At 42.8% G+C, this 13,504-nt stretch carries 17 protein-coding genes, 1 pseudogene and 1 riboswitch; of the genes and pseudogenes, 4 read left to right on the top strand and 14 right to left on the bottom strand.

The window, feature by feature from the left end; genetic code table 11:
* Positions 1 to 20 precede the first annotated feature (20 nt).
* The 6 genes from NSQ64_RS01850 to NSQ64_RS01825 form a co-directional block, all read right to left on the bottom strand.
* A protein-coding gene (locus tag NSQ64_RS01850) for an IS3 family transposase (RefSeq protein ID WP_341014750.1) occupies positions 21 to 1,171 on the bottom strand; the annotation gives its coding sequence in 2 pieces (ribosomal slippage) (positions 21 to 898 and positions 898 to 1,171; 1,152 coding nt in all).
* Between the two features lie 118 nt (positions 1,172 to 1,289).
* Positions 1,290 to 2,117: an aldo/keto reductase gene (locus NSQ64_RS01845; protein WP_341014748.1), complete on the bottom strand. Its 828-nt coding sequence runs from the start codon at positions 2,115 to 2,117 to the stop codon at positions 1,290 to 1,292.
* Between the two features lie 297 nt (positions 2,118 to 2,414).
* Entirely contained in the window at positions 2,415 to 2,831 is a 417-nt protein-coding gene (locus NSQ64_RS01840; RefSeq protein WP_008343869.1) for a DUF5301 domain-containing protein, read from the bottom strand.
* A gap of 29 nt (positions 2,832 to 2,860) precedes the next feature.
* Entirely contained in the window at positions 2,861 to 3,322 is a 462-nt protein-coding gene (locus NSQ64_RS01835) for a DUF523 domain-containing protein (protein WP_282900982.1), read from the bottom strand.
* A complete protein-coding gene (locus NSQ64_RS01830) occupies positions 3,319 to 3,564 on the bottom strand; it encodes a hypothetical protein (protein ID WP_142156137.1) in 246 nt (81 codons plus the stop codon). Before NSQ64_RS01830 ends, NSQ64_RS01835 begins: the two co-directional genes overlap by 4 nt.
* Positions 3,565 to 3,670: 106 nt before the next feature.
* Positions 3,671 to 4,129, bottom strand: a complete 459-nt coding sequence (locus NSQ64_RS01825) for a MarR family transcriptional regulator (RefSeq protein WP_024719151.1) — start codon at positions 4,127 to 4,129, stop codon at positions 3,671 to 3,673.
* Between the two features lie 207 nt (positions 4,130 to 4,336).
* On the opposite strand from NSQ64_RS01825, the gene NSQ64_RS01820 reads away from it, so the two are divergent.
* Positions 4,337 to 5,104 (top strand): GNAT family N-acetyltransferase, encoded by a 768-nt coding sequence (locus NSQ64_RS01820; RefSeq protein WP_341014742.1) that lies wholly within the window; start codon positions 4,337 to 4,339, stop codon positions 5,102 to 5,104.
* 138 nt (positions 5,105 to 5,242) lie between these two features.
* Entirely contained in the window at positions 5,243 to 5,620 is a 378-nt protein-coding gene (locus NSQ64_RS01815; RefSeq protein ID WP_341014741.1) for a hotdog domain-containing protein, read from the top strand.
* A gap of 53 nt (positions 5,621 to 5,673) precedes the next feature.
* Here NSQ64_RS01815 and NSQ64_RS01810 read toward each other — a convergent pair whose 3' ends face one another.
* Complete coding sequence (locus NSQ64_RS01810; protein WP_046527294.1) at positions 5,674 to 6,846, bottom strand: MFS transporter; 1,173 nt, start codon at positions 6,844 to 6,846, stop codon at positions 5,674 to 5,676.
* A gap of 77 nt (positions 6,847 to 6,923) precedes the next feature.
* Positions 6,924 to 7,023: riboswitch (purine riboswitch) on the bottom strand.
* A gap of 400 nt (positions 7,024 to 7,423) precedes the next feature.
* On the opposite strand from NSQ64_RS01810, the gene proS reads away from it, so the two are divergent.
* The gene (gene proS / locus NSQ64_RS01805; RefSeq protein WP_341014738.1) at positions 7,424 to 8,857 is read left to right on the top strand and encodes a proline--tRNA ligase; all 1,434 of its coding nucleotides are present in this window, start codon (positions 7,424 to 7,426) and stop codon (positions 8,855 to 8,857) included.
* Between the two features lie 290 nt (positions 8,858 to 9,147).
* Positions 9,148 to 9,324: a hypothetical protein gene (locus NSQ64_RS01800; RefSeq protein ID WP_017358723.1), complete on the top strand. Its 177-nt coding sequence runs from the start codon at positions 9,148 to 9,150 to the stop codon at positions 9,322 to 9,324.
* Between the two features lie 52 nt (positions 9,325 to 9,376).
* Here NSQ64_RS01800 and NSQ64_RS01795 read toward each other — a convergent pair whose 3' ends face one another.
* The 7 genes and pseudogenes from NSQ64_RS01795 to NSQ64_RS01765 form a co-directional block, all read right to left on the bottom strand.
* Complete coding sequence (locus NSQ64_RS01795) at positions 9,377 to 10,153, bottom strand: sulfite exporter TauE/SafE family protein (RefSeq protein WP_008343880.1); 777 nt, start codon at positions 10,151 to 10,153, stop codon at positions 9,377 to 9,379.
* A 58-nt stretch (positions 10,154 to 10,211) separates the two neighbouring features.
* Positions 10,212 to 10,442, bottom strand: coding sequence for a sulfurtransferase TusA family protein (locus NSQ64_RS01790; protein WP_008343881.1), 231 nt, complete (start codon positions 10,440 to 10,442; stop codon positions 10,212 to 10,214).
* A 34-nt stretch (positions 10,443 to 10,476) separates the two neighbouring features.
* Positions 10,477 to 11,604, bottom strand: a complete 1,128-nt coding sequence (locus NSQ64_RS01785) for an MBL fold metallo-hydrolase (RefSeq protein ID WP_341014736.1) — start codon at positions 11,602 to 11,604, stop codon at positions 10,477 to 10,479.
* Between the two features lie 15 nt (positions 11,605 to 11,619).
* Positions 11,620 to 12,180, bottom strand: a complete 561-nt coding sequence (locus NSQ64_RS01780) for a sulfurtransferase TusA family protein (protein ID WP_056703615.1) — start codon at positions 12,178 to 12,180, stop codon at positions 11,620 to 11,622.
* Positions 12,181 to 12,232: 52 nt separating this feature from the next.
* Positions 12,233 to 12,588: pseudogene (locus NSQ64_RS01775) on the bottom strand (rhodanese-like domain-containing protein).
* 14 nt (positions 12,589 to 12,602) lie between these two features.
* Positions 12,603 to 13,085 carry a DsrE/DsrF/DrsH-like family protein gene (locus tag NSQ64_RS01770; RefSeq protein WP_008343885.1) on the bottom strand — a complete coding sequence of 161 codons (483 nt, stop codon included), beginning with the start codon at positions 13,083 to 13,085 and terminating at the stop codon, positions 12,603 to 12,605.
* Between the two features lie 125 nt (positions 13,086 to 13,210).
* Positions 13,211 to 13,471, bottom strand: a complete 261-nt coding sequence (locus NSQ64_RS01765; RefSeq protein WP_003217059.1) for a metal-sensitive transcriptional regulator — start codon at positions 13,469 to 13,471, stop codon at positions 13,211 to 13,213.
* Positions 13,472 to 13,504: the final 33 nt, after the last annotated feature.

Genomic DNA, 13,504 nt, shown 5'->3' with positions numbered 1-13,504 from the left:
AGACAGGAATCAAAACACCTTTATACAGCCAATTGCCGATAGTTTATCGGTGATTGGTTGTTTAGTTTCGTTTGAATACGAATGTTGTTATAATAATAAATGTATTCTTTGACAGTGCGTTCTACGATGGTGGTCGTAGTGCGATCAATCCTGTTAAGATAGAACGTTTCAGACTTTAGTGAGGAATGAAACGATTCGATGGAGGCATTATCAGCGGGCGTCCCTTTACGGGACATGCTCATGGTAATGCCTTTTATATGAACAGCTTTCTGATACTCGTAAGATGTATACACAGAACCTTGATCGCTATGTAACACGCAATTCTCAGGAAGTGCTGGGAGCTGATTAAGTGTGTTTAAGATAAAGTCTGTGTCCTGCTTATCACCAATTGTAAAAGCAATCACTTCTCCATTATATAAATCCAATATACTGGAAAGGTACAATTGTTTCTGTCCATAAGGCAAATACGTGATGTCCGTGACTAGTTTTTCAAGAGGGCGATCAGACTGAAAATTCCGATCCAGTATATTACCAGCCACGGCATAGGGCTGCCCATTCTTCTTACGCTTTTTCATTTTAACCCGGCATTGCCACTGGTTTTTCTGCATGATACGTTGAACAGTTTTATGGTTAATACGCATTCCCATTTTTAGTATGGCTGTGATTTTCCGATAACCATATCGATATTTGTGCTTTCGGCACAACGTGCCGACCTGTTTCTCTAGTTGTCTTTTAGGATGATTCTGAGTCAGATTCTTTTTCCATCTATAATACGAAGTGCGTGAGATGCCTAAATGGACACAGATGTCCAGTACCGTCATCGTTTTGCACAATTCATCTACCAGTTTGATTGACGTTTCCTTATCAACTTCCTTTCCAATTCGTTGTACTTTTTTAAAACCTCATTCTGTTGACTCAAATAGCGATTTTCTGCCTGAAGTCTCTCTAATTCTGAAGAGTACTCGGGACCCTTTCCATAGGTATATTGTTTTCCAACAGGTTGTTCGAACCTGTGTGTATCCCCAGTTTTATGCCATCTCACCCATGTCTGAACCTGCGTCTTATTCTTGATATTCAATTCCTGCATGATCTCTTTCATAGGTACGCCTGCCAATCTCATTTCTACAGCCTTCTGTTTGACTTCAGCCGGATAACTCACTCTTGTCCCCATAGAAAAAACACCTCCATGTTTTATTTCGGATCACAACGATCCGTTTTCAAACTTGAAGGTGTTTTTTATTTGTCTCATCTTAGGGGGTCAGTCCCATCTCGCCCGTGCTTTTCTTATATTAAAAATCGAAGTTATCTGGGTCTGGACCCGTGCGCTCATCTTCATTGAGCTGATCAATGACACTCATTTCATGGGCGGATAACTCGAAATCAAATACGTTTGTGTTTTCGATGATTCGGCTCTTCGTCACAGATTTCGGAATGGTGATAATGCCATGCTGCAAGTCCCAGCGAAGAATGACTTGCGCCACTGACTTCTCATGTTTTTTCGCAATATCTTGAAGCACCGGATGGTTAAGAAGTTTCCCGCTACCTAATGGCGACCATGCTTCTATATGAATGCCTTTTGCCTTGCAGTAGTCACGTAAAGGCTCCTGCGTCAGCTTCGGATGCAGCTCAATTTGATTGACCATTGGTACCACTTCTGCCTCTTCTAATAAATCTTCTAAATGGTGCTGATGGAAGTTACATACGCCAATGGCTTTCACGCGGCCATCCTTATACAGCTTTTCTAGCGCCTTCCACGTTTCTTTATATTTGCCTTCAACCGGCCAATGGATTAAATAAAGATCCAATACATCCAAACCAAGTTTGTTCATACTCGTTTCAAAGGCTTCAAGCGTTGACTCATATCCTTGATCACTATTCCACACTTTTGTCGTAATGAACAGATCATCGCGAGAGATGCCTGATTGCTGAATGGCTTTGCCAACACCTTCTTCATTTTGATAGGCCGCTGCTGTATCTATACTGCGATAGCCCGCTTCTAATGCGTCTTTGACTGCATTTACAGCCTCAGCCCCATCTTTTACTTGCCATACACCAAAGCCTAGCTTCGGCATTTTCACTCCGTTTGCTAAAGTGACTGTATCTGTTAATCCACTCATCAAACAAACCTCCGCTTCATTTTTGCTTACCATGCACTATACCCGAATGTGCGAAAGATCATGCATGAAGATAAACCATTCATAGACTGAATGATCTCAGATAGTTGACAAAGGGCTAAAATGAACTTGATTTTAGCCCTTTGTCTTCTTTTCAGCGTGATAGAAAACCTTTGCAGCCCTAGGAAGGACGAGTACTGGCGTGGAGCGAATTTGACATTCGTGAGCACCAGCACGCAGGACTGACAAAGAATGCGAGGGTTTATCTACACGCTGAAACCATTCATAGACTGAATGATCTTATTTGATGTATTGTCCCATATCGACTTGATTTGCATCAACGATTTGGTATTCACTGATTCGATTTTTTGTTTTAGAACCATCATACGTCTCTAAAAAGCTTTGGTCATAAAAAGTCAGACCATAAGTTTGCTTTTCGTTCTCGTACACTCTGATCCAATAAGATTCTTTTGAGGCTTTTTTAGCCTCGTTTATTTTCTTTAATTGAATACCCGAAAATTTCTTCAGCAGCTTTTGAATATCCTCTTTCTTGTCCACCACAACGCGCTCATCATCATGCTCAATTTGAATGGAAGTCACTTTATCTTTATCAATCGAGACCACATCATCAAAAGCATATGTTTTGGCATTGATCATAAAATAAAGACCTATTCCGATGAAAATAACGACTACTAAACCAATGATCCACTTCTTCAACCTAACTCCTCCTTCAATTCACGCCATCCTTATACAAACAGCGAGGTCCAATCATCCTCCTCAGAGAATACTTGAATCCCATGCTGTTTCAGCAAGGCAGACGTCACACCGTCCCCAGCCTTTGTCTTCCCGTTAAACTCTCCCCGATAGATCATCCGGCTTCCGCAGGAAGGGCTGTACTCTTTTAACACGACGGATGTTGCGCCAAGAGTCTGAGCCTGCTTAAGCGTGTCTTGTGCACCATTTACATACATCTCTGTCACATCTGTTCCATGAACATCAACAACAGAAGCCTGCCCCCGTAAGACATCATGACCATCTCCACCAATAATTTCTGCGGGAGGTCTTGGTGTAGAGAAGCCGCCAAGCAGCTCAGGGCAAACTGTTACCGCCTTTCCTTCCTGCACAAGCTCCTCGATACGTTGATCTAATCGATGGCTGCCATTATAACGGACCTTTAATCCCGCAAGACAAGCGCTGACCACAATCACGTCTGTTCCTCATTTTTATGGATTGAGTGTTTTTTACTAACTTTAAAATAAATACATACAGGCAGATAGAAGATCGTGTACCCTAAAAAGGGCAGAGCACAATACAATGCAGCAGCCCAAATCGACCCTTCAACTCCTGTGATACCAAAAAAATAAACAAATAATAGCAAGCTGACAAACAATCCGACGAACGGCATGATGGTTGCTGATTTTTTAAAATTTTCCATCATTTCTTTCCCCAAAGAAGCTCCCCCCTTTTCACATCATCACGAATAACGTCAATATATGTTAATTTTACCATAAAAAAACCGAAAGCATCTAGTTTATAGAAAGCTTTCGGTCCGTTATTTATATCTTTTCCTTCCAAGCCTTTAAGAAGCGCTCAATAACCTGTAACTCGTCTTCATTAAATTCATGGAGGAATTCTAAGTAGGAGGAGACTGCCTGTTCATGAAGCTCATCATGCAGTGCCGCAAGCTGTGTGCCTTCCTCTGTCAGTGAATAATAGACGGATTTCTTGTCACCTTGCCGGTGGCAATAGTCGACCATGCCTTTTTCGATGAGCTTTTTCACAGCCTTTGTAATAGCTGGTTTTGATAGTTTTAGTTGTTGTGAAAGAAATGTATTATTGGATTCATTAGGGTTTGCTTGAATCATAGATAAAATATGAAGCTGTGTAAGTGTCCAATCTTGCTTGAGTGTATCAGTCGTGGTAATCAGTGGATCTGTTGGATCGTTCCGTTTCTTTTCCCTATGCATAATCAAATCTTGAATCGCTTTTAAGACAATCTGCTCGTTTGTTTCCATCTGAACCTCCACTCTTAACTGGTTAATAAAATGGTACTAATAATCAATAAAGGAGTCAAAAGAAATGTGGGGATGAGGAAAAGAATGGGTCATCAGACCTGATAAATAAGAGAACTTTTTTACTAGATTACAAGAGACCGCACAATTTCCTTTTCTTTGCTATTATTTATGATAGGTAACCCTCAATCAAAAAAAGAAGGTGAGAGAATGAAAACAGAGCAGCAAATGGCCATTCGCCAGTTAGAAGAAAAAATAAATTTGTTTTCTTCTGTTGTAAACGGATCGTTCCTATCAACGGAAGATTTCGTTCTATCAAACACGCATATATCAACTGACACGTTCAATTTGTTATTACCCATTTCAGCGCACATACAAGATCAACAAAAAGTGGAAGCTGCCATCGAACAAATGCAGCAACAGCAACTAACATTCAGCACATGGATCACTCAAAGCCTGCTCCACCCCGATTGGTCGAATATCATGCAGAAATATGGGCTTCAAGAAGTGGAACGCAATACCATCATGATGCTTGAACATACAAACGACATCGATCAAAGGACCTCTCAATCGCTTACGATCAAGGAAGTGACTGACGATCAAACCTTTCTCGATTATCAACATTTATTTACCGAACTTTTCGAAGGATCACCTGAGGCAATCGCTTTAAACAGCTATTTCCAACGCTTTTCGATTGAACGATTACACCCGAGTACCCGCATGTTCGTTGGATATGAACACAACAAACCGGTCACAACGGGCTTATTGATCGAAACAGCAGACAGCTACGGTATTTATGATGTCATCACAAAGGCAGAACACCGCGGAAGAGGACTTGGCAGTGACATGTTTCATTACCTTCTGACCCAAACAGATAACAAACAAAAGTGTGTGATGTTACAAGCCTCAAATGACGGCAAACATATCTATCAGCGTGCCGGATTTCAACCAATTGGAGAAATGGTAGTTTTTGAATAGAAGATGACATTTTTCCTGGCTTATCAAGGGCAAAGAAAGGCATCCTGTCTCTTCTTTGCTTCCAACATCTCACCATAAAAATGAATGTACATTCATTCACTCCTTTGGTACATTTAAAAAAAGGAGCTGAAAAAACAGATGGTTCGACCAGGCGATCAATTTCAAACAAGCAAAACCTATACGCATGAAGATGTGATTCAATTTGGCGAGATGACAGGTGATCTTGGCAAACATCATACCGAGCTAGATGATCAAGGCAGGCTCATGGTACACGGCTTTCTCACAGCAAGTCTAGCCATGAAGCTTGGCGGTCAGTTTCATTTTATCGGTCAAGAGATGACATGTACCTTCATACGCCCTGTTTATACAGGTGACACCATTACCTGTCAGATGGCCGTCACCAAGGTAGAACCCCTTGAAAAATACCATCGTGTCCACCTTTTTTCCCGTTATATCAATCAGCATGGAGAAGAAGTCATTACTGGTAAAAGCGAAGGTGTGGTTTTAAAAAAATAAAAAGCTGCCTATGATGAGGCAGCTAACTAACACGAAAACGTTCTTATTCTCTTCTATTCAGCCTGATGCTGACGATCCATATAAAGCGGCGGTCTCTTTAATGAAATCACTGCACAGCTAAAGGCAATCAGCACAAAAATAGCGCCGAATTTAGCCAAGTCAACGGATGAACCGGTCATTGTAAACATGACGCCGCCCACTGCTGATCCAATGGAAATCCCAATTTGCAAAGCGGATGTATTCAAACTCTGCTGAATATCAGACGTCACAGGGTCTGTTTGAATCAAATAGCTCTGCAAAGCCGGTGTCAGTGCCCAGCTAAGAGCACCCCATAGGACAACCATCACCATAAAGAGCATAAACACTCCCGCTGTATAAGGAAGGATAAACATCACAATGGCAAACGCGATTGTCACCAGCAAAATGGCTTTCCCTGAACCAAGCTTGTCACTAAGCCAGCCGCCAAATCCATTCCCACCAATCGACGCAAGCCCGAAGACCAAATAACAAATACTAATCCAAAACGGAGTCATATGCAGAACTTCCATCAGAAATGGCGTGAAATAAGAATACAGCATATAATGACCAGCAAGCATGAACAAACTAATCAAATGTGCACTGAAAATTTTCGGATGCCCTAAAGAACGAATTTGTTCTTTAAGCGGTGTGACTTTTTCAACAGGCATTTTCTCCAATAGAAAATAAATGAGTACCATGGATATGGCTGACAGAATACTGATTCCTAAAAACATCACTCTCCAGCCAAAGCTCTCTGTAATAAAAATACCGATCGGTACACCGAGAACAAGTGATGAGCTAATCCCAATAAAAATCAGACCTAATGCTTTCGCTCGATGCGCCGGTTCCACCAGCTTGGCGGTAATCGTCAATGATAACACCACAACAAGCGCTGTACTCATGGCAATCAAGACCCTTGAGATCATGACAAGGGCAAAGGTAGAACTAAAATATGTGAATACATTGCCTAATGTAAAGACCAATAATGCGATTAAATAAAGACGCTTTCGTTCGATTTTGGCTGTAACGGTCAGTAGCACCGGTGCTGAAATAGCATACACAATCGCAAATACCGTGATCAGCTGCCCAGCTGTCGCAAGAGACACATTGAGATCCTCTGCTAAACTTGGCAAAATGCCCCCGACCACAAGCTCAACTAATCCAACCGCAAAAGTAGAAACAGCTAATAAATAAACTCTCCAGTTCATGTCTAACATCCCTTCTCTATATCATGGCTTTCACTTTTGATACAGGGTGCAGACAAACAAAAAAACCCTGATTACAAAAAAGGAAAGCGCGCTTTTGTAATCAGGATTTATCGGATCCTGGTAGAAACCCTCAAACCATATTATTGAGGTTATACAAGTCTATTTTTTTCTTCAAATATATTAGCATAGCCTTCCATAACGTGCAACCTGCAAAAATAGAAAATGTTTGCCAATGGCTCTTCGACATAAACGACCTCAGAAAGGCATGAAATGAACTTGCGGACCAACTTGCTTTCTCCCCCATTTACAGGTAAACTGATGAAAAATCAACGAACAAGAATCAACGTAGATCTGGAATAGTAGCTTGAATCGATCTTTACCAGAGAGGGAACGGTGCTGAGAAGTTCCTACTGACATCTTCAAGTGAACCTGCCGATTTAGTTCTGTTTCATACAGCGGTTCATACCGTTATCATGATCGAGTGTAAAGCTGTGCTTTAAATTAGGGTGGTACCACCAGGAATGGTCCCTAACTTAAAGCACAGCTTTTTTGTTTTTTTAAAAGGAGGAAAAAGACGATGTCAAAGAAACAATTTGTTGAGAAAATTACAAGTATGGAAGACGACTTTGCCCAGTGGTATACAGATGTTGTCACAAAGGCGCGTCTCGTCGATTATTCAAGCGTTAGAGGCAGTATGATTATTCAGCCATACGGTTTTAAAATTTGGGAGAATATTCGCGACGAACTTGATCGTCAAATCAAAGAAACGGGTCACGAGAATGTCTATATGCCGCTCTTTATCCCAGAAAGCCTTCTCCAGCAAGAAAAGGATCATATCGAAGGCTTTGCTCCTGAAGTGGCGTGGGTGACACATGGCGGTGATTCGGAATTACAAGAAAGACTCTGCGTCAGACCAACCTCTGAAGTGCTGTTCGCCGAGCATTATAAAAACATCATTCACTCCTATCGTGATTTACCGAAGCTATATAACCAATGGGCCAATGTCGTCCGCTGGGAAAAGACAACACGTCCATTCCTTAGAACCCTTGAATTCCTCTGGCAGGAAGGGCACACTTGTCACGAGACAGAGCAAGAAGCGATTGAAGAAACAGAAAAAATGCTCCATGTCTATGCGTCTATTTGTGAAGAGCTTCTAGCGATCCCTGTCATTAAAGGAAGAAAAACAGAGAAAGAAAAATTCGCTGGCGCTCGCTTCACCTATACGGTTGAAAGCTTGATGCATGACGGAAAAGCCCTGCAAACCGCCACTTCTCACTTCTTCGGCAACGGATTTGCCAAGGCGTTTGGCATTGAATTTTTAAATCGAGAAGGAAAATTAGAGCATGTCCAGCAAACATCATGGGGCTTCACCACAAGAATCATTGGCGCTATGATCATGGTGCATGGCGATGACAGAGGACTTGTCCTGCCGCCAAACATTGCGCCAACCCAAGTACGTGTTGTGCCAATTGCTTCCCATAAAGAAGGTGTCCTCGATCATGCCTATGAATTAAAGGATCGACTCGCCCGCATCGCACGCGCTGACATCGATGCAAGTGATAAACAGCCTGGTTGGAAATTCAACGAATGCGAAATGCAGGGCATCCCATTACGCGTAGAAGTAGGACCAAAGGATATGGAAAAAGGCCAGGTCATGCTCGCAAGACGAGACACAGGTGAAAAGCAAGCCGTCACGTTAGATGCGCTTGAACAAACCATCACGTCCACGCTTGAAGACATTCAGCAGACGATGTACGAAAAAGCAAAAGAAAGATTACATGAAAAAACATCAAACGCCCACACAATCGAAGACATCGAGCAGCTTCTTGCCGAAGAAAACAGGTTGATCAAAGCCATGTGGTGCGGTGATGAAGACTGCGAAAACAACATCAAAGAGAGAACAGGGGCGACATCACGCTGTATTCCGTTTGAACAAGAATCCGTTTCTGACACATGTGTCTGCTGCGGGAAACCTGCTTCTGATATGGTGTTCTGGGCAAAAGCCTACTAATCATGCTTCAAATTGTTGACAAGGGCTAAAATGAACTTTATTTTAGCCCTTTGTCTTCTTTTCAGCGTGACGGAAAGCCTTCGGACTCTTGCGAAGCGAAATTAAAAATCATGAGCGCCAGCATGCAAGGCTGACAAAGAATGCAAGGGTTTGTCTATACGCTGAAGCATCTTATACGATGCTTCTTTTTTGTTAAAAAGAGCCAAATATCCATTGACCTCCTTCACACAATCCCCTATAATTCATATTAATATAATCGGTTTTTAAGACTTTAACTGGAGTGGTGATCTATGAAGCGCTGGCTCTCAATTTTTAACGAACGCTGTCCAAAATGTAAAACAGCATTAGATGTCTCGAAGTCCAATGCCTTGCAAGGCAAAGTCGTGAAAACATGCCCCAATCTTCATTATCAAAAAGAGTACCACCCTGCACTTGAAACGTATATCGAGCACGATGACATGAAATAAAAAAGACCAACACATGGAAAAGAGCCCTTGCTCTCAGTTGTTGGTCTTTTTCTTATAATAAATCGACCCAGATTTTGATCGCTGTGGCTGTAATCATCACGGCAAGCGCCCATTGCAAATAAACGGCATTGATTTTCTGGCCAATTTTCGCCCCAATCGGCGCGGCCATCAAACTGGCTACCATTAAGACAAGCGCAGGCATGAACATGACTTGACCAGTCAGCACTTTCCCAGCCGATGCGCCGATCGCGGAGAGAAACGTAATCGCCAGAGACGAGGCAATCGTCATCCGCACAGGGATTTTGAGAATCGATAGCATCACCGGCACTAAAATAAAGGCACCGCCTGCACCTAATACACCCGATACACTTCCGATCACAAAGGCAATACCAGCCGCCAGTCCTTTATGAAAGGTCACCTCTCCATCCGCTTCTGCCTGCTGACCTTTTTTCGGAACAAGCATTAAAATGACAGCGACAATGGCAAGCAGACCATAGACTACATTGATGCCTTTCTCTGGAAGGAAATGTGATAAATAGCTGCCTAATAAACTCCCTGCCAATATACTGCTCCCCATATATAAAATCAATGGTCGATGTAAAAATCCGCTTTTTCGATACGCCAGCACACCGCCGAGTGTCGAAAATAGTACTTGAATGGCACCAATCCCTGAAACCTCGTGTGCCGATAATGCCATCACTCCGACTAGAGGCGGGATATAAAGCAGCATGGGATAGTTGATCACCGATCCTCCTATTCCGACCATTCCTGATAAGAAGGAACCAATAAATCCGATGATAAATAAAGTAATGAAAAATGCAAAATCCACGCTGGTCTCCTCCTTTGCAAAAGGAAAAGGGGCTCCCTCATAGATACCCCTCTCCCCTTTAGGACCCTTTTCTCACCCAGAACTTCAGCACATGCCCTTCATCTGTCTGCGTGATCAATTCATGTCCGCTTGACTTAGCCCATGCAGCCAAATCAGCTTTGGCCCCTTTATCTGTTGCATGTATTTCTAATACTTGGCCTTCTGCCAAGTCGTTCATTTTTTTCTTCGTCCGAATAATCGGCATTGGGCATGCAAGCCCGGTTACGTCTAAAATGTGATCTGATGTCATCTGATCATCCCTCGCTTCTTTATTTTATTGAACATTATCGAATCGCACAACGGTTTGGACCAATTTCCATGTCTCGCTGCGCTTCCTCGTCTGGATGCAGCTTCCCCATATTGGTAGACCGAATGTCTTGATAAGCGTTTGGCTGTGCAGGTAGATCCTGCGTGACCATTTGTCTAAATACGTCTTCATCTTCAATGTTCAGCCCGTGATTTTCTTCAAACAAAGCGCCTAGCTTCTTCCAAACGCTCCCGTCTTCATTCAGCTCATCCACGATCATAAAATGTGCAGGCAGCACAATCAATTCTGCCGAAAGCGCCGTATATCGTGTATAAAGGGTTTCTCTCAAATCACCTACCCAGTCCTCCGCCATACCGGCTAGGTCAGGTCTTCCGATCGAATCAATGAACAAAATATCACCTGAAAGGAGATAACGGCCGTCTACGATAAAAGAGGTTGAACCAATCGTATGGCCCGGTGAATAAAGGGCATGAATCTCAATCTCCGTCGCTCCAATCGTCACACGCTGTCCTTCTTCAAGGTGATTGTAATCAAATGTCACCTCTTCGGCGTCTTTTGGCGGTAGCCAATAGATAGCGCCAGTCAGTTCAGACAGCTTTTTCCCGCCAGATATATGGTCCGCATGAAGGTGCGTATCAAACACATGCGTCACTGTAACTTGATGTTTTTTAGCAAATTGCGTATAGACCTCCGTCATTCTAGCCGCATCAATAATCGCAGCTTCCCCATTCGACATGATCATATAGGACAAGCACCCCTTGCCCATTCTCACAAATTGGTACAACTCTCCACCACCAGTTAAATCACCGATCTTCACTGGCTCTAAATGCTCACTCCATGCCTTCATGCCGCCTTGCAAATAATGGACCGTTCTGCCTGCCTCTGACAGCATCTCTGCCACCATAATAGAAGAGCCCTCTTTCGCACAAACGACCAGTACATCTAGGTCATCCGGTATGTTCTCCACCATATCCTCTACGCCATCAAGAAGCTCAAAGTAAGGCACATTTAAATATTCAACGGCTTTCCCTTCAATTTTCCAGTCCTGCACATCTGATTCGTTTCGTACATCCAACAAAAAGATCGGCTCTTTGTTGATGATCTTTTTTGTTAACTGTTCTGCTGTCATTGCTTTTACAGTCATTGGTTCATTCAGCTCCTATTTTTCAATCTCTCCTGTCCAGCTGTTCATGCCTGGCACTACATTGATCAATTGATGAAATCCTTTTTCTTTTAACTTTTGTGCGGCTAATTCACTTCTTCTGCCTGAATGACAGATGAGGTAAATGAGCGTCTCTCGGTTCAATTCTTCAGCACGTTGTTCCACCTCACCGAGAGGGATGTGAACAGCTCCTGGAATATGACCCGCTTCGTATTCATCTGGCTCTCGTACATCTAAAATAAACAATGACTGATCTTCTTTTACCTTCTGTTGAAACATGTTCAACGACATTTCCGAAATCATTGACTGCTCCTCCCCCTGTTTCGCTCCGCCTTTACGAATCAAATGATGAAGCACCTGTCCTTCTACTTTTGTTCCTAAAAATTCATGACCGGCGCTTTTTGACCAAGCTGCTAAATCCGCTGTAGACCCTTTATCGGTTGCTTGCACTTCAAGCACATCTCCTGGCAAGAGCTCATTCATTTGTTTTTTCGTTTTGACAATGGGCATTGGGCATGCCAATCCTTTTGCATCTAGAATTGCTGTTGGTTGCTGCATTGTTTTTCCTCCTTTTATAGGGGTGGGGGTATATTTTAAAGCCTATTTATACCTATAATCGCCAAGCATTCATGCCACCCTTGATATTCGTAATGTGGGTAAATCCCTGTTTTTTAACAATTTAGCCGCCTGCATACTTCTCATCCCGCTCTGGCAGATCACATACACTTCTTTGTCTTTCTCAAGCTCATGCACTCGTTCCTTTAACTGGAATAAGGGGATATTTTGAAATCCTTTTATATGATTTGTTTGAAACTCTAAAGGTGATCGCACGTCTATCAGCTGTTGATGCCGACTATGCAATTTAGGTTTCAGATGAGCTGCGTCCATTTGTTTCACACCCCGTACGGGAAGAAAACGGCTCACAAGCAAAGCGATCACAATAATGAGCAAAAGCGTTTGAATCATGTATGGACACCCCCCTAGATAAATAAGTTCACATTCCCGATTTCTGCCTCTGCTAAATACGCTGCCACACCGGCATATTGAATGTCTGCTAGTAATTCATTCTCCTGCAGCCCTAAAAGATCCATCGTCATCGTACATGCCACGAGGTTAATCTCTTGTTCCTTCGCCATATCAATGAGCTGCGGCAGGGTCATGGCATTGTGTTTATTGATCACATGCTTGATCATCTTCGGTCCCATTCCTGCAAAATTCATCTTTGACAGCCCCATTCGATCAGCGCCACGCGGCATCATTTTGCCAAACATTTTTTCTAAAAATCCCTTCTTCAGTGGCACCATCTCTTCCTTACGCAACGCATTCAGCCCCCAAAAAGTATGAAAAATAGTCACCTCGTGATCATAAGCTGCTGCGCCATTTGCAATAATATAAGCGGCCATCGCTTTATCATAATCTCCACTAAATAAAACAATTGTTGTTCGTTTTTTCTGTTCCTCCATCATGATCCTCCTTATCTTAATTACCCATGGGGGTATATAGAAAACAAAAAATATATACACATACCGGTAAGGGTATATTATAACAAGTAAAAAAATTCGTCAACCTCCAAAGGCTGAGGAATTTCTTACCGGCTTTTCACCAAGAGCTCAACCGCTTCTTTGACAAGCCCCTCTGTATCCTTGCCCTGTTCAAGACTTTCACGGACACATTGTTCAAGGTTTGTACTCACAATCACACCCATTGCCCGATCAATGGCATTGCGTGATGCAGACAGCTGCGTCACCACCTCGCGGCAATCCTTTCCCTGCTCCATCATCGCAAGAACCCCTTTAATCTGCCCCTCAATCCGGCGAAGACGGTTCTTCATCTGCTGATTATACTCCACGTTTAACACTCCTTTCTCTTTTCCCTATGATCA

Source organism: Bacillus sp. FSL W8-0183, assembly GCF_038006825.1.
GTDB lineage: Bacteria > Bacillota > Bacilli > Bacillales > Bacillaceae > Bacillus > Bacillus altitudinis.
The sequence above is the reverse complement of the archived record's forward strand: the minus strand, read 5'-3'. Positions and strand labels throughout refer to the sequence as shown.